The sequence below is a fragment of the Bacillus haimaensis genome, from assembly GCF_048270625.1.
GTDB lineage: Bacteria > Bacillota > Bacilli > Bacillales > Bacillaceae_I > Sutcliffiella_A > Sutcliffiella_A haimaensis.
Genome location: NZ_CP158164.1, coordinates 3,012,287 through 3,037,685 on the forward strand (window position 1 = coordinate 3,012,287; position 25,399 = coordinate 3,037,685).

Consider the following 25,399-nt stretch of genomic DNA (forward strand, 5'->3'; position numbering starts at 1 on the left):
CGGCTCTGCTTTTTTGTGTTTCCGTAGTTAAGACTTCACTAATATCATTACTCCAAAAATTCATAAACCAATACATCAAACAATTCCCCGTCTGCGTAAAGCAGGATTGCCCATTCCCCACGTTCCGGAATTTTAACCGAGGATGGAATATGCTGATCGGCACCATTATTTTCTCCAGCCAATTCTGTAGTCCAGCCATTTCCATTCAGGAGAAGTGGATGAACGATTTGGGATTCCCGATGAAATCCTACTACCGTCAATTCCTCCGCATCAGTACCCCATAGATGCCACATCCATTTCTGCGCCTCCAGACTCGGCATATCCATCCCAATAACACCTGATTTATTTTCATTGCCCACCAAATTCCTGCCAAATGGCTCCGCTGTTCTATTCCAATCAACAAGTCCGATGTCACTCTCCTGAACAAAACCGGGAATATCTTCTGGCATACTTACCATATGATCTCCTTGATCTGATCCCCTGCTAATCGAAGCCATTAAATCAAATTGACTAGACACAAATAATATGAGGACAGCAATTAACACACCAGTCATTGCGAATACGTGAAACCTTCTAGGTTTGTGAAAATTATAATGTCCCCCAGAATTAATCACAGCTCTTATATTATTTTTTTGTTCTTCTGAAAAATGCTGCCCGCTATGAGTCGTCGCATCCATCGCTTTACGCAAACTTTTAAGCTTAATCTTCATCCATATCGCACCTTTCCATCATGGTTTTCAACTTGCCCCTCGCTCTATTCAATCTCGTTTTAATCGTATTCCTGTTCATGTTTAGTATTTTGCTAATTTCTTCAATCTGAAATTCCTCATAATAATGAAGGGAAATCACTTCCCGGTATTTCAGAGGAAGAGCAAGCACACACAAAGAAAGGATCTCCTCCTCACTCCGCTTGATCATTGCCATCTCTGGTGAGAGGTCCTTTGCACGGAAAAATTGAAACAGGTTCGGATTCATTATCATTCTTTTAATGCTTGAACTTTTTAGAACATCCTTTGATTTGTTTATGGCAATCCGATAGATCCATGATTTGAATGACGTGATAGATTCCAGATTTTCATATTGCTTATAGCAAATGATAAAAACATCCTGAACCACATCTTCAGCTATTTTCCAGTCTTTCACATAGGTGTAAGCTAACTTTGTAAGATTTTCCCCGAATTCATCCATGATTTCCTCAAACCAGGCATTTCTATCATTAAGGAATACAGATTCTTTTCGATCTAGGTTGCTCAAATTATCTCACCCCCTATTTTTCTGATGCTAAGACGATTAAGTAACGCTTAGGTTTCATTTTAATTGAAAATTTTTTGAAAAAATGCAAAAAGAAGCCCACAAAATTTTATTAGTGGACTTCTTTGTTGATTCATAATAAATAGACCTATCTTACTCTATTCTGTAGTTGGCCTTCAAATATCAGGAAACTCACTTCTTTTACTCCAACCCTAAAACAATCAGATAATCCCGTACATTTTCAACGCATACTCTATTCCATCTTCACTCGACTTCTTCGTCACGAAATCTGCCACGCACTTCAGGTTTTCGCTCCCGTTCCCCATGGCAATGCCAAGTCCGACCAACTCCAGCATGTCGATATCATTCTCCCCATCACCAAATGCAATGGCCTCCGACTGGTCAAACCCGAAATGCTGTAAAACCATGAGGATAGCCAATGACTTCGATACATCCTCCTGTAAAACGTTCAACACATAAGGATGCCATCTCCTAAAAGAAAGATGTGGAAACCTATGAAGATAGGCTTCTACCATTTCATCAGTTGCAAACAGGCACATCAGATAGACCTCTTCCTCATAGATCCGTTCATTTATAGCTGGGTACTCCTTCAATGACAAGGTTTCCTTGAGGGCTTCCAGTACCGTCTTATCGTTAATGCCGTTCATGCTGAAATTCTCTGTGTAAAAGGACAAAGCATGATTCTCGGAATATGCAAAATCAAACACTTCTTTTATGTGTTTTTGATCCAACGGAACTTTATGTAAAACAAGGTCCTGATGCTTCACATAGGCACCATTCGCTGTAATGAAAGTATCTATTCCAAGTTCCCTGATTTCTTTGCACATGGATAACGGCCTTCCGGTTGCCGCGACCACCTTCAGCCCCTTATTCCTTAGCCCCTGTATTGCCTTTTTCGTTCTAGCCGAAATACTGCCATCTTCATGATGTGTTATCGTTCCATCCACATCGAAAAATACAATTTTGTAATCCATCATGATCCCCTTTGAATCTATCCTTTATCATCCTTCAATTGTTGTACTAAACCATAAATATCCCCTAAAACCCACACTTCTGAAATTCTTTCATTTTTGAAATGAAAGACTGCAGCACCAGAATACTCTATCAGTTTATTAGTCGGTTTAATACCAAATAACTCCCCGTGATGCGTACCTTTATAGGTCAGTCGCGCAAACGACTTATTCCCTTCACTGATAATCTCCTCGATATGGTTATGGAAATCCGGAAAGGCATTCTGAATAAAATCTACATACTCCCTAAAGCATTTATAACCCGTTGTATATTTCCCCAATGAGCCCCGGAATCGAAAATCCTTTGTCAGCAGTTCCGGGAAAATGCTTTTATCAAATTGATTCCACATCTCATGATAGAATCGTTTAATCAGCTCTACATTTTGATTCTTGTTCATAGTAGCTCCTCCATCATCTATCCCTTTGCACCCGCATCAAACCGGCCCAAAGAAAATCCTCGCCGAACCTTCCGCTCTCCTGGTCCATTTTCTTCATTTCCCTGAATTCAATTACTTGGAAATCGTTTGCAAATACCTCTTTCAATCTTTCCTCCGAGTACCCGATTCCACCCTTCATGCTCTTTTCTGCATACACTTCCCAATCGGGTGTATCTGGTGCCCCTTTCGTATTGAAGCTTACAATGCCGAAGTGCCCGTCATTCTTTAATGCTTTCTTCACGATTTCAAGGTAAGCGATACGGCGATGAGGTGGCAAATGGTGGAGGAGTCCGCAATCGTAGATGAAATCATAGGAATGCGGTTCACATTCAAAATCAAAGACGGATGTACAATGGAAGTTGATTGCCACTCTTTCCGCCTCCGCCCGTTCCTTTGCCCAGCTGATGGCATTCTCTGAAATATCCAATGCATCCACCCTGCTGCCCATTTGAGTCATATAGATGGCATTCCTACCAGGACCACAGCCCAACTCCAGCACCCGCTCCGGCAGAAGAACATTCTCATAATAGGATACTAGATTCTCATCTGGCCCCTGAATTTTAAAGAAAGGGATATCCATGCTTCTATCTTCGTAAAAGCCCTCCCAAAAGGACTTAGAATCCCTAAGAAACTCGTCCAGCATTCTGTACAGATCCTCATTATTCAATATTGCTTTCCCCATAAAATAACCTCTTTTCATAAAATAACTTTATATGTAATATTGTACCAATATGTTATCTTTTTAGTGTTACAGGTGGTTTAAAGTTAGGTTATATTGAGGGAATTTCAATGCAGGATGTACCATTAAATCAGCCTTCTCAGAGGTTTGCTGGCTTACCTTTAACATTTTTACGTAGATTGATACTTATAGTATGTATATCAATTAGGTTGAATGAAAAGTAGTTTACGAGCGTAGGAAGAAGTTTGCGTTTTCCCAAACGGTTTATCACTGTAATATTTGTCATACTTTTGTAATGATTAAATCATGTACAGAAATTAGTTCTCTTTTACAAAACCAATAACTCCAAAAATAATTCCTGTAAACAATATGAGATATTCAAATCCTGCCAATCCCGAGTTTTCATCTAATATTAATACTCCACCCACTAAAATAATGCTGACTCCCATTAGCATAAATTTCATCCCAGAAATTTTACTTGTGGTAGCAACAATTAAAATAAGTAATCCTATTATTACTAGTAAAGGATAAGTAACTAGTGCTGACATAGCACTATCCCTCCAATCATTTTTTAACTTCCAGCTTGGATCAGGTCCGATAAGAATGAATCCACATCATCCTTTATTACAACCCCATGCCCCGTACAAAGATACTTAGCATCAAACTTCCGTAGTATCTGTAACCCATTCATAAACAAATCAAAATCATGCTTAACTCTCATCTCCTCGTTATTAGCCCACTCCGAGATGAATTTTACATATTTTTCTTGCATTTCTTTACCGTTACTCACCACTTTTTCATCCGGCAAAGGCTCACCAAAGAAACAAAGATGGTCTCCGCAAAACAGAACACCACTTTCTCGATGAAAAAGAGCGACAGAGCCGGGAGTATGATGACCAAGAAGTGTACACTCCAACCCCCTGATAGCCGCACCATTTCCACGGAGCGTTCCTGTAAGATTGGCTTTCAGCTTATCCGGCAGTAGGCTGAGATCTTTCCTATGAATATAGCTATCTACCTTTTCTAAAAAGGAAAGGCCGCCAATATGGTCTTTGTGACCGTGCGTAGCGATGAATGCGGAAATTCCCCCTTTATCCAGATTGAGTTCTTTCATGGCAGCTTCAAGATAATCGAAGTGCTCCTCTTTACCTGAATCAATAAGTGTGCAGCCATTCTCTCCCATTAGAAAATAACAGTTATTATAGGAATTCCACGATTCATCCCATAAGAGAAATCCATAAACATGATCCGTTATTTTTTCAAAGAAGTATTTCAAAAAACCCCCTCCTTATTTACACTCCAGAAAACTCCTCTTTCAACAAAGAATACATGTATAGATCATCGAATTTTCCACAAGTATATTCATACTTCCTTAGCAGCCCCTCACACACAAAGCCGTGTTTTTCGAATAGCTTTTTGGAAGATAGGTTGGCAGGTTCGATCAGTCCCTCTATTCTTTGAAGATTCAATTGAAGGAACCCGTATTGGAGCACAGCTTCCAACGCTTCGCTCGCAATGCCTTGTCCCCAGTAATCTTTGCTTAGTTCGGTTCCGACTTCAGCACGGAAATGTTGTGCAGCCATTTTTAGGAAGCCGCAACTGCCGATGACCTCCCCTTTAGGGTGATCCCCCACCTGATCCCGGTATTCTCTTGATAAATGGAGTCGTACCAGGAAATCTCCCCTAAAGAATCATCTATGGTCTCGAATGGATCCAGTCCGACGTGCTTCATCACATCAGGATCCGATAGGTAGGTTAATAGACTTCCGGCGTCGTCTTGTGTCACTTGCCTTAAGATTAATCTCTCTGTCTCTAGAATTGGAAATGTCATCGTGCACCTCTTTCTTATTAGGATTACTAATGATTTAGTTAGAAGAATCGGTATGTTATTCTTACAAACAGTCTAACAGTCTCTTAATAGCTCGTATTACCACATCAGGCGCATCGTTCTGTATGTAATGGGCACTATTTTCCGCCATCACAAGCTCACCGTGGGTAGAAATATCGGCTATTTCCCTTTGCATGGCATTCCATAATTCCTGTGATTCTTTCGAATAATGAGCTTTCTTACCAGCAGCTAATACAATGACAGGAACTTCTAATTTCTTTTTGCATTCTTTAAGCTGTTTCAAGCTTTCCATAAATTCATCATAATTTCCTTCATGGATGAATTGTTGGTTGTAGGCTGCCTGGAACTCTTCGGACATGGTTGGCAGAAACCGCTCCCTGTAATCCTCCGGGGTAGAATCCACCAGAACCTTACCCGCAACATCTTGTGGATATTGCTCAGCAAAAATTCGGACGTTCACGCCGCCAAAGGAATGGCCGACCAGGATATATGGAGGCTCAATGTCCAGGTTTGTTAAAAGCTCTTTCAATTCTGCCACCATATGGTTGCTTGTTCTCGGCTTGGGGCTTTTTGGACTTTTGCCTAGTCCTGCTCTATCATATACGAGAACCTGTGTAACCTTAGAGATGTCAGGTATGATTGGTTCCCATGCTTTCGAATAGTCTCCATATCCGGCATCCATGATGACTGTCGGGTTGTTATTTCTTTTACCATAAAGTTTTGTGTATAAACTAGACTCTCCAACCGGGACCAAGGTTTCTTTGCCGCGTGGTAGCGTCGAATTTCCTGTAGGTTTCATCTAATTCCTCCTGTTAGTGTAGAAACATCCCGTTGCATTCAGCAACTTTCCTCTTTACCTTTCTGCAACCTTTCATACTCCCGCCAATCTATCTCTTTAACCTTCCGATTCTCTCTGCCGCAAGTTTTGCAGGCAAAGCTTCATTTGCAGTCACGCCTGACGATAGGCCATTATTTGTTTGATACTGACTTTACTTTGTTAATCTCACCGCCGAAGCATCCAACAAATGAAACAACTAACCCAAAGAATGAAATACCCAGTCCGAACGTGGTTGCTGAGCGACTTGATGTCAAAATCAGTGCAATGCCAAACAGAATAATAGAAATTCCCAAAAGTGATAAACGCATTTTACATTTCTCCTTTTTGAATAGCATTTTCCCCTTATAAATCCTGAGCCAGCCGAACCATGTCTCTGCACTGTATCCCATTTTCATAGATAGTTTCGGGATAGTGTTTGATAAAGAAGTCTAAGTCCACTCCAACAATCCGGAATCCACATTTCTGATAGAGGGCCAACTGTCCGATACTTGAATTCCCCGTGCCGAGTTCGATGGTTTTGTAACCTTTGGACCTGGCTGCTTCAACCGCATCCATCACCAGTTGCCTTCCTATCCCTTTGCCATGATGCTCCTCGGAAACTGCTACATTTACCAACTCCACCGTGTCAGGTCTGGTTGGTAGAAGAACATAAACACCAATAATATGTTCTTCCAGTTCCGCTACAAAACATTCACCTCTTGTTATGTATTCTTTCACAATTGCTTCTGAAGGATCGGCCAAAAGCAGTATTTCCATTGGAGGTTGTTCTCCTTGTTTTAGTTTTCTTATGTTCATGTTATTCTCCTAACCAGGCTCGCTGACACCACTGTTCCGATTAACCATGTCGCCTTACTCCAATTCCTCTTTATATCTTTAATCATTTAGCGCTTCCCTCTCTTCCTTTTTAAATACCAAGCCAGTAATCCCAGAGGTAGAACTGCAGCAGCATAGGGATACCAGTTTTGCCGTTCGGTTGCGGAAGAGTATTTCGGGTGCTTCTTCAAATAGTCTTGCAGGTATTCCATTTCCTCGAATACTTCGGGGGCAATGTTCTCGTTAGAATCAATGTTCTCTTCCAAATAGATGATATTCAGCGGAACAATTGCTTTTGGTGTAATGGGGTGATAATAGCCATCTCGCTCTTCCAGGAAAAACAGAATGTCCTCGACTTCGGTATTTAGTTCTTCTTCCATGGACTCGATCATTTCATCCAATAGATAATCAGAAGAACGGTACCGGAAAATAGCTTCGGAATCATCGGTTTCCCCTTTTATTCCAGGTGTGGTTACTAGCATAAAATCTCCTTGGGACTTTCCTTTCAGGTAGGAAGTAACATCAATCTTCCAATCCGTAAAACCCAAATAGAACTCTTTTTTGACTTCAGGTTCTTCCACTTTCCCCGTTCGCTCTTCAAAAGCGCCGTTAATTTTCCCGACAATTATCAGGTCGGCCCGCTCGACCATTGTTTCGTAAGGGATATCTTCATATAAGGCGGCGTTGGCTTGGGAGATAGCGATTACCAGGAAGCAGATAAAGAGGGCAATTGTTTTTTTGTACAATGAATACATTCTGTTTCTCCCTCTTCCTATCATTAATTTTCGTCGCTGGGCAAAAAGGGTTTATAGTGCAATTCTAACATATATTTCCTTTGTGGAATCTAACTATTTTAACGCGTCTAGGTGATAGGTCTGGCGTGTTTTGTCGAATTATGCGTTTTATCGATATCGACCTTGTTTTCATTGATAAACAAAAATTCTCGTTGATATATGGAAATTTTCGTTGATATCGCCTTCGGAATCGTGGATATATCAAAATTTTCATTGATATAGGTATTTCAGCTACTTCACAAAATAAAAAACCCGCCATTTTTGACGAGTTTTCACCTGGAATACTCTAAACCTAGCTCCTGTACTATTTGCTTCGGTTTGCACGGTCATTTTACTTGTTTTAACCTCAGCTTCTCCACCAATTCTTCCTTCTGCCGCATGTGATGATGAAAATGCATACCCACGAGGTAGTACCATTCCCGAGCATTGAGCCAGCTGAATCCACCATGTTTAACTTTATAGTTCGGGTTAACGTCATCTATTTTCGGTTTCCACTGTCTCATCCTTTGCATAACCTCGTCCAGCCTACTCATAAGTTTTTCCCTTGTATCTGAATTGTTCGGTGGTGCATTTAGTTCGTCTGGCAGTTTGATTTTGATTGGAGGAAATCCTCCATTTTTAAAAAGACGTTCTCCAAACTCCGTTTTTCCGAGCTTTTGTTCTTCCACTGATGTTGCACAAGCCTCCATATTATCTAGGTACTCATGGGCAACGAGAATTACATGGTCGTACATTTGACCGATCGACCAAACTCCTTCTGACGATGTATGCCTTAGTTGTTCCAAGGAAAAGTTTTGCAGTTCGCTTTTGTAAGTTTCAATAAGCTTTAATTGATTCATTTGAGTCCCCTCCTTTACTCTTGGAAGATTTCCCTCCACACCTTATATAAGAATTCAACAAAAAAGAGCATTAACCCTTTTTGGATTAACGCTCCCTCCTATTGCATCTATTTTGTTTAATGAACTCCCTCAGCCAACTGGCGCATGGAATTCAATTTCGAAGAGAGCTCATGGAACCATTCTTCATCCCCTGTAGACAGCGCCAAGTCTATTTGAAAGAGGATTTGTTCTTTGTTAGTAACTATAGAATCAGGCAGCTTCTTAACCCGTTTGCTTAACATGTGAATGGTTTTTCCAACTGTTTCTTTATTGTCGCTGGTAACCACGGTTACACTCACTGCACCGTCCAGGATAATCGATTCTATATATCCGATCACCAGTTCCCCATCACGTGATTCTCCCTTAATCCAATCACCTGTATTTAATATGGAAGTATTATTGGACAACATGCTATTCACCTTCTTGAACTAGTATGGTTGTTCTGTAACTCTTTTTATTACATTTCAATCAAGAAAAAGCACATTTCTCTAACAGCCGCTTTGTTCTTCATTGACAAGATTGACTATTTCTTTAATCGTATAGTCCTTTAAATATTCCCCAAGGTATTTTTCAGCACCCATGAATATGGAAAACAAGACTTTATGCATATTCGCACCTACAATGCACTGTTCATTTGAATCGGGGCATTTCGGCTGAAGTGCACCTTCAGAAGTAATGTTATATATGTCAAAGAGATTAACTTCACTTAATTCTAATGCAAATATAAATCCTCCACCAGTTCCTTCTTTTGATTTAATAATTCCATGTCTTTTTAACAAGCTTAATACTTTACGAATGCGGACTGGGTGGACACCTGCACTCTCAGCAATGGCGTCACTTGTAGACATGCGGTCCGGCTGCAGCGCCAGAAGAGTTAAACTGTGAATGGCAAGGGTAAAATCACTGTTCATGACCTGCCTCCTAAGGAATGAAAACTTTACTGTATTTTCTAAGATTATATGCTACAAAAAATCGTGTCAAGGAAAATAGGCGAAGCCATGGATATGCAGGAAAAACTAATTATTAACCACGTTTTTCAGCGATCCATCCGGACTAATGCTTACAAATGTACGAAGCTTACGTGGCAGAAAACTGCGAATTTCTTCCTCGTTATATCCAACCTGCAATCTTTTTTCATCCTGGATGATCGGTCTGCGCAGCATTTGCGGATTTTTCCTTATTAGCCCATACAACTCTTTAAGTGGAAGTGATTCAATATTCACATTCAAATTCTGAAACGTTTTTGATTTAGTGGAAACAATTTCGTCCGTCCCGTCTTCTGTCATTCTAAGAATAGATTTAATCTCATCGATCGTAAGCGGCTCGGAAAGTATGTTTCGTTCCACGTAGTCGATATGATGTTCTTCCAACCAAGCTTTCGCTTTTCGGCAAGAAGTACAGCTTGGTGTAGTATATAAATTGACCATATATTTACACGCTCCCTACATATTTTTATAAAATGGTACTCGTCATTAAAATGAAATAAAAAAAATTACAGTTTAGTTAAAAAATATTGGTTACCATGATTGTTCATATACACGATAACCTCCTCATACTGTAATTTTAATAGTTACAGTAATTAAAGTCAAATGTAATTTTTTGTATAATTTAATTCTTTGATTATAAAAGGTACCTCCGCCAGATCGTCCACGATATAATCCGCTTCAACATCGTTCCAGTGATCATCCCTTTTCCAAATCCCTTTCATACCAACCTGTTGAGCAGCTTTCACATCATTAGCAGGATGGTCCCCGATAAATACACTCTCTTCGGGTGAAAGTTGGAGTTTCATTAATGCCTTTTGGAATATTTGCGGATCTGGCTTCTTCATTCCTTCCCATTCGGATACTAAAAAAAGGTCCATATACGTTTCGATCCCCAACGCCTTTACGTTATCCATTTGAAACTGTCCATAACCATTTGTGATGATACCAATAAGAAGCTTTTTGCTTTTCAATTCCTCCAACATACTAATGAGATGGGGACAAGGAACGCAATGATTTCTAAACTCTTTAATGTAATCCTCCAGCAGATCTTCCCACGCCATCTTAATATTAAATTCCTTCACCAACTGCTGGTACACCTTATCCTTCCACACATACCCGCGGCTATCCAGTTCTATGAATCTATCCATAAAATTTTCTTTCGATATGTGACCCATCCATTCAAATAAGCGGTCATATTGTCTATCAATGAACATTTTGACAGATGCATCTCTATTCAGAAGCGTTCCATCCAAGTCGAACAAAGCAGCTTTGATTCCCAATTGCATGCACTCTCCGATTAAAAAGCGTTAACCCTTCTGGTTCAACGCAAGGATCAATTATTATCCTCAGCGTAAAGTGAATGGTGTGAAATGTCAATGTGCGCTATAAACCCGATCCTGCACAAAGATATAGTCTTCCACCTCCAAATCCTTTATGGAATAAACAGCAGACCCTTTTCTTGCTATCGTAGCTTCTCCATCTTTCAACTGATATTCAGGATTATTACTTTCCTTACTTCCGACTACCGTAAAAGTGATGCGGCCAAGCTCCTCATCCAGATCCTCTTCTGTAATCTCAGCTGTCTTTCCTTCATCCAGCTGATATTTCACGTCATCCCAAACCACCACATCCGCCCAATCAACAGAAGTATGGATGACATTGTCAACGCCTAGTCCTTCCTCGTCATTCCCCTGCTCATCGATGGCACAACCCATTGAAAGGATAAGTATACCGATTACTATTATGGATAAGAATTTGTTCATACTACTGCCCCTCTACTTATATTTCACCGCTAAATCTTTCAATGTATTGACGGCATTTGATGCTACAATCCTCTTTTCATTATTATCTTTTCCTGTAATCTTCAACATATTAAAGATATCGAGAAATTTTCTTATCAGAAGGATGTCTGCTTGATACCTACAATAATAATTCGCAACAGAAAGAAAGTGGCTTTATCTTTTTGAAACGTTTTTCACACTCGCTCGTATTTAATAGGAATGAAATGGGAGGGATAAATCAATGGACATAAGTTTTTTCTGGATCGGGATTGGTCTAGCTGCATTAGGCTATTTTATTGGAGATGGTTTGAAAAACTTCAAAAATCAAAAAAATGCACCTAGCTACCCGACTTTGATTAAAAAGAGTGACTTGCACCTGTACTTAAACCTTACAAAGGGTGAAGTGGAAGACTTGCTGTCAAAGCATCCGAATGCTCCCAAAATCGAGTTGAACGGAACTACCTATTTTCCGTATCAACAGTTTATGGAGTGGCTGGATTCAAATGAAATTTACAAGAGTTGATTGTGTAAGTGGAAAACCAATCAAATAAAAAAGAGGTTGTCCGAATTATAAAAATTACAACCTCTTTTTTGACTTACTTGCTAACTTTCAAATTTTACCTTTTGGGCGAATTAGTGTGATATGATACTATTGATTAAAACTATTTTGGAGAGGATGATTAGTATGGAAAACGAATTGCTGAAACAGATATTGCAAGGGATTAATGAATTAAAAACTGATGTTTCGGTTTTAAAAGCAGACGGCATTGAAATTAAATCTGATATTAGTGGTTTAAAGGAAGGCCAAACAAGTTTACAACAAGGTCAAACAAGTTTACAGCAAGGCCAAACAAGTTTACAGCAAGGTCAAACAAGTTTACAGCAAGGTCAAACAAGTTTACAGCAAGGCCAAACAAGACTCGAGCAAGATTTTGCCGCATTTAAACACGAATACAGAAAAGATATGCAGAGAATTGATTTAAGACTTAAAAGCACAAATGAAAGATTAGATTCCTTCAAATTTGACACAGATCTAATAATCGAAAAAGAAGCAAAGTTAGAATTTAGAGTAAACAATTTAGAAAAACATTTAAAATAACTTCTACTTTTCCTCCTGATTTTCTTGCTCTATCAAATGCAGACTTGTTAAACTCAGCATTTGATAAGACCATACCACATAAGCCTATGTTCCTTTAAGCACTCTTACTCGACACAACAGCCCTTTTCATCCGCAGGCCCTTCGTCAACGTCATTGTATATAACACCAACGCCAGCCAGATACATGTAAAGGCAACTAAGTGCACACCAGTAAATGGTTCGTGGAACAGATAGACACCGATAATCAGTTTGATGGTCGGTGCAATGTATTGAAGCAGTCCGATCATGGAAAGTGGGATACGCCTTGCTCCGCTAGCAAAAAGCAGCAACGGAATGGCTGTCACCACGCCGGCTCCGAGCAGCAAAAACGTGATACCTATACTTCCCCCTAATGCTCCCCCGCCATTTCCGTGAACAACTGCTAAAAACAGGAGTGCAAAAGGGGTGATAAGCAGGGTCTCTATTGCCAGGCCGACCAACGACCCTAGCTGGATCATCTTTTTGATCAAGCCATAGAAAGCGAAGCTAACCGCAAGCATGATGGCAACCCATGGAAACGAACCGAAGTTCACGGTCAATACCATTACACCCATACCGGCTAGAATAATAGATAGGGTCTGCATCACAGTCAGTCTTTCTTTTAGTACAATGACAGCCAAAAGAATGCTTACTAACGGATTGATGTAATAACCCAAGCTCGCCTCGATAATGCGATCCTCATTCACGGACCATATATACAATCCCCAGTTGATGCTGATGAACACGGATGCACAGGCAACACCGATAAACCGCTTCCGGTTCCTTACAAGAGCCTTCAGTTCCATGAAAAAGCTCGAAAACTTCTTTAACAACAGCAGAATTATTACCATGAAGACCAGTGACCAAACAATTCGATGCGCCAATATCTCACTGGCCGGTACCTCATCGACCAATTTCCAGAATAACGGGAGAATTCCCCATAGCATATAAGATAACGCTGCAAAAGCAATCCCTAGTCCAAGCTCTTTATTTGCTGTTTGATTCATGGAAGCAACCTCTTTTTCTCATTGTATTTGTACCTAGTTTAGAGTGGCTTCATGAATTTTGCAACGGAAATATTTCGACTTGCGAAGATACTTGTGCTGAAACCATAAAGAAGCAGGCATCCCATTTTGGAATCCTGCTTTTTCTGTTCTATGTTCGATCTATTCCCCCAAAAAATCCTGAATTGCCTTCTTATTCGTTTCAATATCAGCCGCCAGCACCAGTCCGGCATGGTCATAGCGCTCATCAGTATATGTTCCGTCCATTGGAATTCTCAGGGATTCCATCTCACTCTTATTCTCAAAAAGGACGCTTGGTCCAATTTTAAATAGAAGGGAGTTTTCCATAGTTGTTTTGATATAAGGCATAGCAGTTCCCATTATTTTTGGCAGTTTCACCAAAGTGTTCAATTCCGAAAACTCGCTGCTTAACACCTTCAGCACTTCCTGCTGCCTCCGCACTCTCCCGAAATCACTTTCTGAATCCTGCCTGAACCGGACATAATCCAGTAGCTGGTCGCCATTCAATGTTTGCTTTCCAGCCGTAAGGGCATGGTCGATTCCTTTGGACATATCTTTTTCTACATCAATTTCCACGCCGTCCGGAAACGCCACATCCACGACCTTAGGAAAGCTTTGGAAGTCCACAATCGCATAGTAGTGCAGATCGACACCAAAATTGTGCTTGATTGTTTTTCTTAATAACTCCACTCCACCGATAGCATGGGCGGCATTGATTTTATTGGGGTCATGCCCCGGTATTTCTACATAGGTATCGCGCATGATGGAGACAAGCTTCGTATCTTTTGTCTTTTCATCATACTGGGCAATCATGATCGTATCCGTTCTGGACTGTTCTTCTCCCCTGGCATCTATCCCCAACATAAGGACGTTATACTTCTCATCGGTCACCTCTACCGGATTGAATTCGATCGGTTCGTCATCGAGAATCGAATCGTCCTTGGAATTTTCAAATGCGCTTTTGTACTGCAGATATCCAAAAGTAAAAACCGCTGCAATTAGAAGCAATGGTACAAAAATCAGGGACAGGATGATATATTTCTTCTTATTATTGCCCCTTTTTTGACTTCTTGTCATATTGGTCATAATCATACCCTATCCTTCAAAATTTGATTATTCAGAAACAGGTTAACAAAAACTAGAAATAAATACAAATATTTATAGATACGCTGAACTGCGCTTGGCTGCTTCCCGGATTAAGGAAAGTACATCCTCTTCCACAACATCCAATGCTTCCCTATCATATTGAAGTCTATCAATCAATTCGCTGATTTCATACCACTCCATTAAATCGTCCGGATAATCCAACTCTGTTGCCACAATCAGAAGTATCTCCCTGGCCAAGTCAAAAATAGGGGCACAGTTATTGCCTTTAATTATTTCTTCTGCCAAAAATCCAATATAACCCCGTGCACATTCCGCAAAACATGGTTCTTCTATCTCCAGCTCCTTCATCGCTCTCTTGAAATATGCTTCCACTTCAAAGATATTATCCCCTTTTGAAAAGGACGAGAGTATGGAAAGTGACGGTGAGGAACTGCCTTTTTCTAAAGAATGGTGGGACCAGAGGATGTAATCACTTGTAGTAACGGAATTTTTATTTATTTTATAGAATAGTGCTGGGGTTTTCATGAAATTGAATCCCTCCTTAGGTGTTTTATCATGTTAGTTAAAATTTCAGGTCAAAAGGTTCCCCTTCAAAATATACGGTTTTCACCTTTTCGAGTTTCGACTTTTCTATTGTAAAGACAAATGATTTCAGGAAACCTATATCATCACAGCCATCTCCATCAGGAACGGTTTCTATGGATAGCTTGGTTCCATCTTCACTTAGCTCAAACCTTTCTATATCCTTTGGACATGAGTTTTCCATTGTATGTGCAATTAGGATAGCAGATTCATCAAAGTCAATATCAGGTCGCTTCTCATTAAAGTTGAAGTCGCTCCATAAGTGCTCCAACTCCTTGTCCGTATACGCAATTTCTATTGCTCTTTCGGCTGCCACGGGACCTTTTGGACCGGTTTGCTCGTCGTGTATCAGAATTCCGCTTTCCATCTTGGTGCTGCATCCTATTAGGGAGAATACTAGCAATATCAGAACTACTCTTTTTATGGTCTTCATTTCCTCACCCTTCAGTTCAAATTGCCACTCCACAAGGAAGTTGCTCAAGATCTAATAAACTCAACTAAAAACGGTAGAATTGCCAATACAATTGCACTTTGGCAAAAAGTCAGGATAATGTCTTTCTTCCATGTATTGCTTTTAGGATACCGGTTCGTAACTCGTTGGAATACAAGGAAAATCATCCACCAGAACAGCAAAGTATATATGACGGAACTGACACTCTCGTAATACATTGTCCATCGCCCTTTCTATAATACGACCTCTTTCTTTACAATCCTGGTTTCTGTATAAAATCCTCTTCAATGATTTCTCTCTTTTCCGAAACAAGAAGTGACTGGAATCTCTTAAATAAATCCTGTATCTCTGCCTCTTCATTCACTAGCTTCATACTTTTATCGTATTCCTCTTCATTCTCGTATCTGGAGATCTCCAGCCATTTTGTAGGATCCGCTTTGCTGTTGAGGTAAGTTGTCTTGGAGGTGATATATTTGCGGTAAATCTCTGAAGATTTTTGCTGAATCTCAAAATACTCTTTCACCTTATCCTGTTGAATATGATACTGATAAACTTTAACAAACATTCACTTTCCCCCCACTTAGCTCTTTCAACCGCTTCATTGCAGAATGTACAGTCAGTCTATGGAAAGAAATTAATTGGTTCCGATAGACAACCCCATAGACCCCATAAGGAGTAGGAGACATTCTCAATAGTTGTTCTCTGCTTTTCATATCAATGATTTCCGGATGAATGCCCAGTTTCTTCGCTGCCTCTACAACATTATCCGTAGCTATATCTAAAAAAGGACACTGCTGTGTACGAAGGATTGTTAATCCGCTAATACGATTAAGCCGTTCTTCCCAATCCTTTGGAAAATACGGGTCAGGCGACTTGCCAAATTTGTGAACGAGCAACTCAAATCCATAAGGTGCATGTTCGATATCTTCAAAATGATGCTTCAAAAAAACGTCCTTGCCAGGTGTCCAGGAAGTATTGGGGTTGGTAATCACAATCACCCCGTCTTTGCCTTGATCCCTGCCATCCTGCAGACATTTATCAATCAATGTTGATGCATATCCTTTTCCGGTAATCTGCACCCATAAGCAATGAATAATCAAATAATTCTCGCCATGAACCACTCTCGAAGAATATTCTATCGGAGTATATTCGATAAACCCGGCGGCTTTACCATTCTCCGTTATTTTTATATACTTCAGCCCTTCCTCAAACCTTCCCAACAACCATTCGTTTTTATTTATATATCCTGTTGAACTCGGCTTACTCCTTAGACAATAGCAACCCTCAGCATCTATATTTGATTCGTTCAACTCTACAAGCTCATATTGTTGCAATGTTCTTCATCCCTTCCGGTTCTCTTACACCAACATGATGATTCATTCAGTTCAGTATTTCTTTTAATATATCTACTTGCTCCTTTGTTACATGGTAATAGTTTTTTTTACCTCGTTTTAAGGTGGCTGTACCATCATCCTTGTACCATATGTAAGCGCCTATTTCAGAGTAGTTTTCTTCTGGTTTATCCAGTGTAAAAAAAACATCTGCTAAATCACTCTCACTTTTTGGATTTTCTATACGCTCCAGTTTTTCAACAACCGTCCTTAGTTGGCTTATTTTCTTCTGATCCGTTACTTCGGAATAAAACGTTACCCCCTCCACTCCCTTCTCATCAGTCGGTGTGGCAATTCGAATAATTTCCTTGGTTGAGCAGGCAAATAGAAGTGAAGTTATCACTATGAAGAAAATTACTAAAATACTATTTTGGGTCATTCTATACCCTCCTTCTTAGTACAACGATTTTTATTGCCGTTTCTTCCCTCATAATTAATACAAAATCCCCTCGCTTCTCAACCGCTCCTTATCCTCCAAAGAGAATATTCCTGGAGACCAGTCTTCCAGATGACCGTGGCCACCGATGATGATTCCTTCCACCTCAAAGATTGAAATGTACATGTTGTTTCCATCAAAGATCGAGGCGTTCTCTCCTTTTCTTTGTTTTTCTTTCAACAAGTATCTCGTTACCTTTACTTCTTTGTTCTTATATTCCTCCAGGTCTAAACCCACCTCTTTGTACATTTGGAGAGTTTCTGGCAAATAATCGTTCAAATTAATCATTTCCCCATTTTCCATAGCTCTAATATGCCAGCCATAAGAATCCAGGTATTTTTTATGTTCTTCTGGAAAGTCTCCCTCATAAAAAAGACCTCCAAATAAAAACATACATCCGATCAGAATAAGCAACGAAAAAAACCAGCCTCTCAATCTCATTCGAATACCCCCATGCTAAAGCTATAAGATTACCATTTACACCATTCTAACTACAACACCCCGACGCGGCTGTCACATCCTTTTCTTTAATCAGCACATTGTTTTCGTCATCCAATTTAAAACTGATCCCTACCTTTTCCAGTCGTGTAATCAGGGATTCTCTTAGTTGAATATTGTCCATTCTTTCAGCCCAGATAACGTAATTGTCGTTGTCTTTCAAAAGAATGATCTCCTTCGCTTCGACTTGTCTTTGATCATTTTTTCCTAACTTCGTTTCCTTGCTCAATATAACGTTAACTACTGTATTCTCTTGAAAGCTTTCGAGAGTAAGATTGTTCCCATCCTCATCGGTCAATTTGGTCTGTTCGCTGATTGTTACTTCACATAGATACATAATGGCTTCCTGGCTGCTCGCCCAAAAAGGTTTTTCGAATGCAGCAGAGCAGTCTACAAGCAGAGAATCTTTCTGTATCTCTTGTATAGAAACTTTTTCAAAACTTTTCAACGTCGGACTGGCTTGACAGCCAGCGAGAAAAATAGGGAGAAGAACAAATAATATTAAATTTCGTTTCATGGATACCTCCATATTAGGCTTTCAATAACATTTCAATCCTTAATACCAATTATTTCAAAATAACCAAATATTCTCAATCTTTTTCTGATCAATACAAAAAAAACACACTCTGGTCAGAATGTGTTGATATCCATTTACTGCTCTTAGTCATATCATTACTCCCGCCCATATTTATTCCTGTAATGGCTAAGCGCCTGCAAGGGCCAAATATGCTTATAACTGTGGTAGTGAATATAGTAGCTACCTGGAATACCTGCACCTGTCGGATACTTGGAAGTCCAATCGTTCTTTTCCAGTAAGTGTGTAAGGGTGCTTATTCCTTTTTCTATTTGAGGCGCTGGTTGATCGTACACAGATATAAGCGCATCCAGTGCCCAGGCAGTTTGAGAAGGTGTGCTATGATGCAAAGGGATGTACCGTTTCTTTATGTCACTCTCACAGGACTCGCCCCATCCTCCATCTGGATTTTGGATGGAAAGCAACCAATTAACAGCGCGACTTATGATCGAATCTGTGGAAGGAACTCCAATCGCTTTAAGTCCGGTTATGGCTGCCCAAGTTCCATAGATATAACAAATTCCCCAACGGCCATACCAGGAACCGTTCGTTTCTTGGTTGTGTTTGAGCCATTCCTTTGCTTGATGAAGTGGTTTTAAGTCATGCGGTATCGTTGTATATTCACCAAGGAAGTATAAGGTCCTTCCAGTCAAATCCGCAGTTGATGGATCAAAAAGCACTCTATCCTCGTATCGAAAAGGAATCAAAGGCAAAAGGTAATTATCTGTATTTTTTTCAAAAGCAGACCAGCCGCCATCTTCATTCTGCATCGACATAACCCACTCCACACCTTTGTTCCAGGCATCCCGGAAACGGTCATCCGATTGAGCGTACGGGGTAATTACTCTTAAGGCCGCGGTTGTGTCATCAATATCCGGCATCAACGTGTTGATATCTGAAAAGCCCCATCCACCAGGCTCAACCCCTGGATTTTTTATGGACCAGTCCCCATATTTTTGTTGTTGTCTTGATAGGATATAGTGGCTGGCTTTTTCAATTGATTTGTGTTGGAGAGGAACACCTGCATTGGACAATGCGGCTGTCAATAAAGCAGTATCCCATACAGTTGATGGTGAATTTTGCACAAAAATAGCACCGTCTGTAGATGCCTTGCAAATATAGGATTTCATCCCTTGAAAGGCATTCATTATATAGGGATGATTTTTGCTGTATCCGAGTGCAAGAAATGCGAAAACCATAAAGAAGCTTGAGCTGAAGTAGCTATTTAACGTCCCATTTTCTTCTATTCTATCTATCATGTAGTTTTCCGCTTTAGAGTAGGATTTTTTCCTTAGGACATCAGGTGTGTCAGCCAGCTTTTCCATTGCATGCGTCACAAAATGTTGAAGCATTTCCATTCCCTCAATAGGTCGAGAGTCACCGACCTCTTCAAGTAAGTAGGATATGTTTGGAGTCTGCTGTGTTTGAAAGAAGGCATTCTTGTTGCTGCAGATAATAATGGGTACCCAGTGAGCCCTTGCATACCCTACTAAATGATAGATATTAATCGGAAACCATTTAGGCAGCAGCATGATTTCAATCGGAATACTTTTTACGATACTTGGCCACTCTATCTGACCAGTCAGAGCTAGCATCATCTTGGTGAGCCAATCACTTTGTAACAGCCCGCCCTTATTCTTTATAAAATTCTCCGCCTTGCGCATAGTGCTTTCTTCACGATCTGCGTAGCCAGAGTATAGCAAGGAAAAGTAGCCCTCTATCGTTGCACTTAGATTTCCATCAGCCTCATCTTCATACACTTTCCAGTATCCTTTTTCTGTTTGTTTCCCCTTTATCCGTTCAACGAGCCTTTTCACCAAATTCTCTTCATCCTTAATCTCTAAGACTCTGATAAGGATGATCATATAGGCATCTGTCATGATACTTCCTTCAAAACAAAAATTCCAAGCTCCGTTATCAGACTGTTCGCTTAGCAAATAATTAGTCATCTTGCTTATTTTTTCGTTTACGAGATCCATTGTTTTCATACATTCCTCCAAAATGGGTTAGTTAGTTTAACTTATGTGCTTTTATCCATTTTAGAAGAATGCCGATTACGAATTGACACGCCCGTTCGTCCAACAAAAATAACCATACAGAACAAACTGCATGGCTATTTCCAATAGCATAGACTACTCTACCAATCTTATTTTTTGACTTCTTAAAAACACACCGATTTAATTCACTAATGGAATTAGATAATCGAAGGTATCTGATTCTATGCTCGCGTACCTCTCGATCTTGTTCCCTGCAGGTTGAAAGCCGTACCGGATTACCACCTGGATGTAGGAAAAGCAAAGAAAGGCATCGTCTGCCCGGCAATCCTGCATGACAGCAAATAAGGTGGGAGGAACCTTTTCAAATCGGATGTTTTCAGTGTCCTTAAGTTGAAAGCTGTTACTCACCTCAAACCCTATTTCTCCGATTATTTTTTCCTGGGTAACCTTCTCGTTTCTTAAATATACCTGCTCTGAACATGGAATTCCTTGTTCCTCTAAAAGGCGTTTCGCTTTTATAAAATGTTCTCGAAAAGGGTACGGACTTCTTTCTGACTCAAATCTCTGCCAAACAAAAAACTTGTCCTTCTCCCACTTTGATAGCATAAGAGTTTGAGTGTTTTCTACCTTCATCCCTCCAACAAACTTCCGTGCAGCAAGGAGGGATTCCATTCTTTTATCCAGGTCCTTTTTCCAACTATCCAGAATCACTCTCTTCCCTTGCTCATCTGCTTCCGTATAGTGCCTTATATCCTGGATTGCGATATCAGCTTTTCTCAATGAATCAATCATCTTCGCCAAGTGAATCTGCTCTATCGAATAGACCCTGTACCCATTTTCCGAACGGGAGAACGGCTGCAGCAGCCCTTTTTTATCATAGAATCTTAGTTTACTTGGGGGCAAACCTGTCCTTTTTGAAAATTCCTGTATGGTAAGATCCATATATACCACCACTCTAGTTCGTTTATCTAGCTACATACGACCAAACATTAATCCGGTTATGATCCTGATCATAAATATGGAATCCTGCCCAGCCCTTAAAAGGGTCACCGGCAATATCAGAAGGCTTGATCCCGCTTTGAATCAGTTTATTGTATTCGTCAAAGAAAACTTCCGGCCTAATATCATAATAAGTTCTCGCTTTATTATCATTCGGCTTTTCCACAGGGCCATCTGTACTCTTGATGAGCCAAATATAATCCCAGAATTGTTCATCCAGGACATTTCTGTCATAGGCATCCTCAGTCCGCAAGTGGGCAAAACCATTCTCTTCATCCACCTCGACGACTTCAAATCCGAGGTTCCTTTCATACCATTCTGCAGATACCTTTGGATCTTTCACGTGAATGATTGTATTAACACTTCCGAAGCCGATGATTCCTGATGCAGGGTAATCTCTATTGTCCCCCGCTCGCTCTTCCTCCACTATCGTTAACCTTGTATTGTCAAAGGCAAAGATGTCACAGTACTTTTGACCATTCGGTAAGACATGGATATCCGATGATTTTACTTGTTGACCAGCTAGATAATGAAGTGTCTCATCGATATCATATGTAACAAATACGAGCTTAACGTTCCCCTCAGTTTCTTGCGATTGCAAGTGATCATAATCCCCTTCAAATGACTTGATCGTAACCATGCCGGTTCTCGGCATCTTCATAAAACTCTTTCGACCGACCCAGGTGGTTATCTGATCCACACACTCCCACCCCAATACTTCCTGATACCATTGAACACCTTCCTCATACTTATCGGGATCCACCATAATAAATCCCCCATCCCATCGAAACATTCGTACCACTCCTTCATTTTCTAATTACATTTTCAGGATAAAGGTTAAACCTAGTTTAAGGTCAATGGATAAATTCATTTTTTTGAAAAAGAAGCATTCTGACTGGTTATTTTCTTTTTAACAATAAAAATAAGAAGAGATAATATGACAATCGTTATTCCCCCACCTAGAACCAAATGAAGAGGATTATATTTTCTTCCGGCATACTCTCCATCCCTGTCAGCCTTTATATATTTACCACTGTCTTCCACAGCTATTGCAGTATCTGTACTAACTCCTTTGATAGAAAAATACTTTGTGCCTTTTTTATAGGCATTAGAAAAATTTCCATAATAAGTACCTTCCTTATCTGAATACTTTGTTACATGTCCTATTTCTTTATCAATCTCGGTTACATATTCATCGCTGATCACATAAATATCTCCGTCGTAGACCACAAATGAATATGCCCAACCAGCAAACTTGTTACTTGGTGATAAAAAACAACAAATAATGGCGATTAACAGGATAAAACTGAGTGATTTACTTACTTTCATAAAACAGCCCCCTTAGCAACTTGATCAATCATCTAATACCAATTATTTCAAATTCAGTCTATAAACTCAATAAATAGTTTCATGAAAAAGAAGCTTACCTTATTTCAAATAAGCTTCCTGATTTTTTTCATTAAAACTTAATAGTACTAAGTACAATAGGTTAATTTATTTCTTAGTTCCCCGAACAGCAACAGTATGATACCCTCTTGAATCAGGACCTCTGACTAAAGAAACCTCTTTAAATCCTACAGTCTTCATATTAGGTATAATTTGATTTTCAGTAATGCCTTTTATTCCTTCCCAATCTTCATCATCTTTCCCGTCAGAAAAAGTAAGGATTACAACTCCTTTAGGCTTTAGAACCCTATAGATTTCAGATAATGTCGCAGCTATATCGGTCCAAAAATAAATAGTTTGGATACTGAAGACCGTGTTGAAACTTTCATTCTGCAAGGGCAAATTGATGAGATTAGCTTGCACTAGTTTTGCTCTCTTTTCATTAATCGCCTTCTTATTTCTTATTCTTGCCGATCTGATAATTGTTGGAGAAATGTCCAACCCTACTATTTCTTCGGTTAAATCCTTTTCTAAAATTAATTTAAGTGCATAACCAGCCCCGCACCCTAGCTCTAAAATCCTGTCCCCTTGTTGAACATTCATTAATTCTAAAGTCCAGTTAGTTTCAGTCTTGTGCTGCCTTACCATTTTTTCACCAATGAATGTACCTATTATTCCTTTAGGAATTTGATAATGACGATCAATAAATTCTTTAGTTGTTTTAAGGAAACCCATACCTATCTCCCCTTTGATAAGGCTATTCCCATTTAATTCGACAAAGTTTGAGTTAAACCTGTCTTTAAATTATTTATGGATATTACTGAGCATAACTTAATTTTTTTAAAATGTCGGAGTTATAGATTGTTATTTGCAAACGAAAAAACGAGCACTAATAAGCGCTCGTTTTTGGAGTCTTCGTCTATTTTCACCATGCTAATTATTATCTTCAGTATAGGTATGTTTGCTGTTGGTAAGTTTTTGTAAATCTCCTCTATATAATGTATCCTTCAATTCCTCCATCTTAAATGGAATTAATGGAGATAGATAGGGAACACCTACTGATTTTAGGCTCACCATATAAATAATCTGAAGGGTTGTAGCAATTATTAACCCGGTAAACCCAAAAAAATTAGCAATCAACAAAAAAATGATTCTTAACGTGTTATCAACTACTACCAGTCCTCTGTTTGCCCCCAGGAAACTTGAGAGAGTTGTTATCCCAATAACGATTAGACTGACTGGGTGGATTAATTTTGCCGTAACCGCTGTTTCGCCAATGACGATTGTTCCGATTAATGATACCAAAATCACTGCTGTTTGCGGAAGACGGAACGAAACATCAACTAGTATTCTTATTAAAAATATTAGAATGACAATTTCCCAAAAGGTCGGCAACAGCTCATCCTTAGAAATGATTGCTTCTGAAATCTTTTTTGGCAGATCATCTTTGTGAAAATTTGCTATCGCTATATAAACAGCAGGCAGATACACTCCAATATAAAATGCGAACAATCTCATTGCCCGGCTAGTAAGCCTGCCCAATGGAATGTGATATTCATCAGGTGCCTGAAGAAATTCGACAAATAGAGCAGGAGTCAATATGGCGAAAGGGTAGCCATCAACAATAACAGCAACTCTCCCTTCAAATAAGGAAGATACCACTCCGTCTATTCTTTCTGAATGTCTTATACGTGGAAAAATAGACCTTGGCTTTCCCTCTAACACGTCCTCTAATACTCTTTCACTTAGGACATACTTTATCGTAAGACTATCTAATCTCTTTTTGACTTCTTTTAATATTCCTTTATCGACAATACCTTCTATATATAATATCGAAATAGATGTGGGGGAAACCGTGCCGATCTCTAAGGAATCTACGCATAAATGGGGAGTTTTTAATGAACTTCTTATCAGATTGATATTTGTTTTCATTTTTTCAGTTAATCCAATTTGGGGACCTCTTGCTGTACGCTCCCCTAATGTTGCTTCGATGCTTCTTTCCGCCCACTTAGGAGATGGGATGATGATTCCTTTTTGATATTCGTCCATCAGTAAAATAGTACTACCTTGTACGATTGCATCAGTCAATTCTTTATAATGAGTGGTGGTTTTTACATCTGCCGATTCAATGATTCTTTCCATTATCTGATCAAAAAATGATTCCTTAGATCCCACAGTTTTGAATGGTTCCAATAAAGGCTTGACCACATGTTCCTGAATAAGATCTAAATCAATGATTCCGTCTAGATAGATAACAGCCATATCGACAGAACCTTTGAAGCCTACCTTTATGTTTCGTACGACAAGATCGGATGTATGATGAAAAGTATTTTTTATATTTTCGATATTTTCTTTAAGACCATTTTCTATGCTAGGCATCCTACTACCTCCCTTAAAGGTAGTATTAGGAAATGTCAAAATACTATACTTTTTTACTGAATCAGTGCCTGCTGTTTGGGGACTAATATATAGGAGAGAATCACGTTTTTGACAAAAGGGG

At 39.6% G+C, this 25,399-nt stretch carries 34 protein-coding genes and 1 pseudogene; 2 read left to right on the top strand and 33 right to left on the bottom strand.

Annotated features, from left to right (window positions below; translation table 11 throughout):
* Positions 1 to 47: 47 nt before the first annotated feature.
* The 18 genes and pseudogenes from ABN702_RS15315 to ABN702_RS15400 all read right to left on the bottom strand — a co-directional run bounded on the left by ABN702_RS15315 (position 48) and on the right by ABN702_RS15400 (position 11,319).
* Complete coding sequence (locus ABN702_RS15315) at positions 48 to 710, bottom strand: hypothetical protein (RefSeq protein WP_417897645.1); 663 nt, start codon at positions 708 to 710, stop codon at positions 48 to 50.
* Positions 700 to 1,254, bottom strand: a complete 555-nt coding sequence (locus ABN702_RS15320) for a sigma-70 family RNA polymerase sigma factor (protein WP_417897646.1) — start codon at positions 1,252 to 1,254, stop codon at positions 700 to 702. The genes ABN702_RS15315 and ABN702_RS15320 overlap by 11 nt, the downstream gene beginning before the upstream one ends.
* 218 nt (positions 1,255 to 1,472) lie before the next feature.
* A complete protein-coding gene (locus ABN702_RS15325; RefSeq protein ID WP_417900931.1) occupies positions 1,473 to 2,246 on the bottom strand; it encodes a Cof-type HAD-IIB family hydrolase in 774 nt (257 codons plus the stop codon).
* A 17-nt stretch (positions 2,247 to 2,263) separates the two neighbouring features.
* Positions 2,264 to 2,680, bottom strand: coding sequence for an ester cyclase (locus tag ABN702_RS15330; RefSeq protein ID WP_417897647.1), 417 nt, complete (start codon positions 2,678 to 2,680; stop codon positions 2,264 to 2,266).
* A gap of 13 nt (positions 2,681 to 2,693) precedes the next feature.
* Positions 2,694 to 3,401 (bottom strand): class I SAM-dependent methyltransferase, encoded by a 708-nt coding sequence (locus tag ABN702_RS15335; RefSeq protein ID WP_417897648.1) that lies wholly within the window; start codon positions 3,399 to 3,401, stop codon positions 2,694 to 2,696.
* A 314-nt stretch (positions 3,402 to 3,715) separates the two neighbouring features.
* Positions 3,716 to 3,946 (bottom strand): hypothetical protein, encoded by a 231-nt coding sequence (locus ABN702_RS15340; RefSeq protein WP_417897649.1) that lies wholly within the window; start codon positions 3,944 to 3,946, stop codon positions 3,716 to 3,718.
* A 23-nt stretch (positions 3,947 to 3,969) separates the two neighbouring features.
* The gene (locus tag ABN702_RS15345; RefSeq protein WP_417897650.1) at positions 3,970 to 4,674 is read right to left on the bottom strand and encodes an MBL fold metallo-hydrolase; all 705 of its coding nucleotides are present in this window, start codon (positions 4,672 to 4,674) and stop codon (positions 3,970 to 3,972) included.
* 16 nt (positions 4,675 to 4,690) lie between these two features.
* Positions 4,691 to 5,229: pseudogene (locus ABN702_RS15350) on the bottom strand (GNAT family N-acetyltransferase).
* 61 nt (positions 5,230 to 5,290) lie between these two features.
* The gene (locus ABN702_RS15355; RefSeq protein ID WP_417897651.1) at positions 5,291 to 6,046 is read right to left on the bottom strand and encodes an alpha/beta fold hydrolase; all 756 of its coding nucleotides are present in this window, start codon (positions 6,044 to 6,046) and stop codon (positions 5,291 to 5,293) included.
* Positions 6,047 to 6,216: 170 nt separating this feature from the next.
* Positions 6,217 to 6,393, bottom strand: coding sequence for a hypothetical protein (locus ABN702_RS15360; protein ID WP_417897652.1), 177 nt, complete (start codon positions 6,391 to 6,393; stop codon positions 6,217 to 6,219).
* A gap of 34 nt (positions 6,394 to 6,427) precedes the next feature.
* Entirely contained in the window at positions 6,428 to 6,880 is a 453-nt protein-coding gene (locus ABN702_RS15365; protein WP_417897653.1) for a GNAT family N-acetyltransferase, read from the bottom strand.
* A gap of 86 nt (positions 6,881 to 6,966) precedes the next feature.
* The gene (locus tag ABN702_RS15370; RefSeq protein ID WP_417897654.1) at positions 6,967 to 7,653 is read right to left on the bottom strand and encodes a hypothetical protein; all 687 of its coding nucleotides are present in this window, start codon (positions 7,651 to 7,653) and stop codon (positions 6,967 to 6,969) included.
* A 365-nt stretch (positions 7,654 to 8,018) separates the two neighbouring features.
* The gene (locus tag ABN702_RS15375) at positions 8,019 to 8,531 is read right to left on the bottom strand and encodes a DinB family protein (protein ID WP_417897655.1); all 513 of its coding nucleotides are present in this window, start codon (positions 8,529 to 8,531) and stop codon (positions 8,019 to 8,021) included.
* Positions 8,532 to 8,647: 116 nt separating this feature from the next.
* Positions 8,648 to 8,980 carry an IDEAL domain-containing protein gene (locus ABN702_RS15380; RefSeq protein WP_417897656.1) on the bottom strand — a complete coding sequence of 111 codons (333 nt, stop codon included), beginning with the start codon at positions 8,978 to 8,980 and terminating at the stop codon, positions 8,648 to 8,650.
* Between the two features lie 78 nt (positions 8,981 to 9,058).
* The gene (locus tag ABN702_RS15385) at positions 9,059 to 9,481 is read right to left on the bottom strand and encodes an RrF2 family transcriptional regulator (RefSeq protein ID WP_417897657.1); all 423 of its coding nucleotides are present in this window, start codon (positions 9,479 to 9,481) and stop codon (positions 9,059 to 9,061) included.
* Positions 9,482 to 9,586: 105 nt separating this feature from the next.
* Positions 9,587 to 9,997, bottom strand: coding sequence for a transcriptional regulator SpxA (gene spxA, locus ABN702_RS15390; protein WP_417897658.1), 411 nt, complete (start codon positions 9,995 to 9,997; stop codon positions 9,587 to 9,589).
* Positions 9,998 to 10,155: 158 nt separating this feature from the next.
* The gene (locus ABN702_RS15395) at positions 10,156 to 10,836 is read right to left on the bottom strand and encodes an HAD family hydrolase (RefSeq protein WP_417897659.1); all 681 of its coding nucleotides are present in this window, start codon (positions 10,834 to 10,836) and stop codon (positions 10,156 to 10,158) included.
* A 93-nt stretch (positions 10,837 to 10,929) separates the two neighbouring features.
* The gene (locus ABN702_RS15400) at positions 10,930 to 11,319 is read right to left on the bottom strand and encodes a hypothetical protein (RefSeq protein ID WP_417897660.1); all 390 of its coding nucleotides are present in this window, start codon (positions 11,317 to 11,319) and stop codon (positions 10,930 to 10,932) included.
* Between the two features lie 259 nt (positions 11,320 to 11,578).
* Here ABN702_RS15400 and ABN702_RS15405 point away from each other — a divergent pair, with 259 nt between their 5' ends.
* Entirely contained in the window at positions 11,579 to 11,860 is a 282-nt protein-coding gene (locus ABN702_RS15405) for a DNA-binding protein (RefSeq protein WP_417897661.1), read from the top strand.
* A gap of 162 nt (positions 11,861 to 12,022) precedes the next feature.
* Complete coding sequence (locus tag ABN702_RS15410) at positions 12,023 to 12,436, top strand: hypothetical protein (RefSeq protein ID WP_417897662.1); 414 nt, start codon at positions 12,023 to 12,025, stop codon at positions 12,434 to 12,436.
* 94 nt (positions 12,437 to 12,530) lie between these two features.
* Here ABN702_RS15410 and rarD read toward each other — a convergent pair whose 3' ends face one another.
* The 15 genes from rarD to ABN702_RS15485 all read right to left on the bottom strand — a co-directional run bounded on the left by rarD (position 12,531) and on the right by ABN702_RS15485 (position 25,278).
* Positions 12,531 to 13,460, bottom strand: coding sequence for an EamA family transporter RarD (gene rarD / locus ABN702_RS15415; protein WP_417897663.1), 930 nt, complete (start codon positions 13,458 to 13,460; stop codon positions 12,531 to 12,533).
* Positions 13,461 to 13,619: 159 nt separating this feature from the next.
* A complete protein-coding gene (locus ABN702_RS15420) occupies positions 13,620 to 14,570 on the bottom strand; it encodes an LCP family protein (protein WP_417897664.1) in 951 nt (316 codons plus the stop codon).
* Between the two features lie 66 nt (positions 14,571 to 14,636).
* A complete protein-coding gene (locus tag ABN702_RS15425) occupies positions 14,637 to 15,110 on the bottom strand; it encodes a hypothetical protein (protein ID WP_417897665.1) in 474 nt (157 codons plus the stop codon).
* A gap of 37 nt (positions 15,111 to 15,147) precedes the next feature.
* Positions 15,148 to 15,600 carry a hypothetical protein gene (locus ABN702_RS15430; protein ID WP_417897666.1) on the bottom strand — a complete coding sequence of 151 codons (453 nt, stop codon included), beginning with the start codon at positions 15,598 to 15,600 and terminating at the stop codon, positions 15,148 to 15,150.
* A gap of 271 nt (positions 15,601 to 15,871) precedes the next feature.
* On the bottom strand, positions 15,872 to 16,183 hold the full coding sequence (locus ABN702_RS15435) for a hypothetical protein (RefSeq protein WP_417897667.1): 312 nt from the start codon (positions 16,181 to 16,183) through the stop codon (positions 15,872 to 15,874).
* On the bottom strand, positions 16,173 to 16,952 hold the full coding sequence (locus tag ABN702_RS15440; RefSeq protein ID WP_417897668.1) for a GNAT family N-acetyltransferase: 780 nt from the start codon (positions 16,950 to 16,952) through the stop codon (positions 16,173 to 16,175). The genes ABN702_RS15435 and ABN702_RS15440 overlap by 11 nt, the downstream gene beginning before the upstream one ends.
* 46 nt (positions 16,953 to 16,998) lie before the next feature.
* Positions 16,999 to 17,388: a hypothetical protein gene (locus ABN702_RS15445; RefSeq protein WP_417897669.1), complete on the bottom strand. Its 390-nt coding sequence runs from the start codon at positions 17,386 to 17,388 to the stop codon at positions 16,999 to 17,001.
* 54 nt (positions 17,389 to 17,442) lie between these two features.
* The gene (locus tag ABN702_RS15450) at positions 17,443 to 17,886 is read right to left on the bottom strand and encodes a DUF4830 domain-containing protein (protein WP_417897670.1); all 444 of its coding nucleotides are present in this window, start codon (positions 17,884 to 17,886) and stop codon (positions 17,443 to 17,445) included.
* A 46-nt stretch (positions 17,887 to 17,932) separates the two neighbouring features.
* The gene (locus ABN702_RS15455) at positions 17,933 to 18,460 is read right to left on the bottom strand and encodes a hypothetical protein (RefSeq protein WP_417897671.1); all 528 of its coding nucleotides are present in this window, start codon (positions 18,458 to 18,460) and stop codon (positions 17,933 to 17,935) included.
* 155 nt (positions 18,461 to 18,615) lie between these two features.
* Complete coding sequence (gene shc / locus ABN702_RS15460) at positions 18,616 to 20,505, bottom strand: squalene--hopene cyclase (protein WP_417897672.1); 1,890 nt, start codon at positions 20,503 to 20,505, stop codon at positions 18,616 to 18,618.
* 189 nt (positions 20,506 to 20,694) lie between these two features.
* Positions 20,695 to 21,456, bottom strand: a complete 762-nt coding sequence (locus ABN702_RS15465) for a MerR family transcriptional regulator (RefSeq protein ID WP_417897673.1) — start codon at positions 21,454 to 21,456, stop codon at positions 20,695 to 20,697.
* Between the two features lie 22 nt (positions 21,457 to 21,478).
* Positions 21,479 to 22,306, bottom strand: coding sequence for a VOC family protein (locus ABN702_RS15470; RefSeq protein WP_417897674.1), 828 nt, complete (start codon positions 22,304 to 22,306; stop codon positions 21,479 to 21,481).
* 74 nt (positions 22,307 to 22,380) lie between these two features.
* A complete protein-coding gene (locus ABN702_RS15475; protein WP_417897675.1) occupies positions 22,381 to 22,842 on the bottom strand; it encodes a hypothetical protein in 462 nt (153 codons plus the stop codon).
* Between the two features lie 165 nt (positions 22,843 to 23,007).
* The gene (locus tag ABN702_RS15480) at positions 23,008 to 23,634 is read right to left on the bottom strand and encodes a class I SAM-dependent methyltransferase (protein WP_417897676.1); all 627 of its coding nucleotides are present in this window, start codon (positions 23,632 to 23,634) and stop codon (positions 23,008 to 23,010) included.
* A 198-nt stretch (positions 23,635 to 23,832) separates the two neighbouring features.
* Complete coding sequence (locus ABN702_RS15485) at positions 23,833 to 25,278, bottom strand: spore germination protein (RefSeq protein WP_417897677.1); 1,446 nt, start codon at positions 25,276 to 25,278, stop codon at positions 23,833 to 23,835.
* Positions 25,279 to 25,399: the final 121 nt, after the last annotated feature.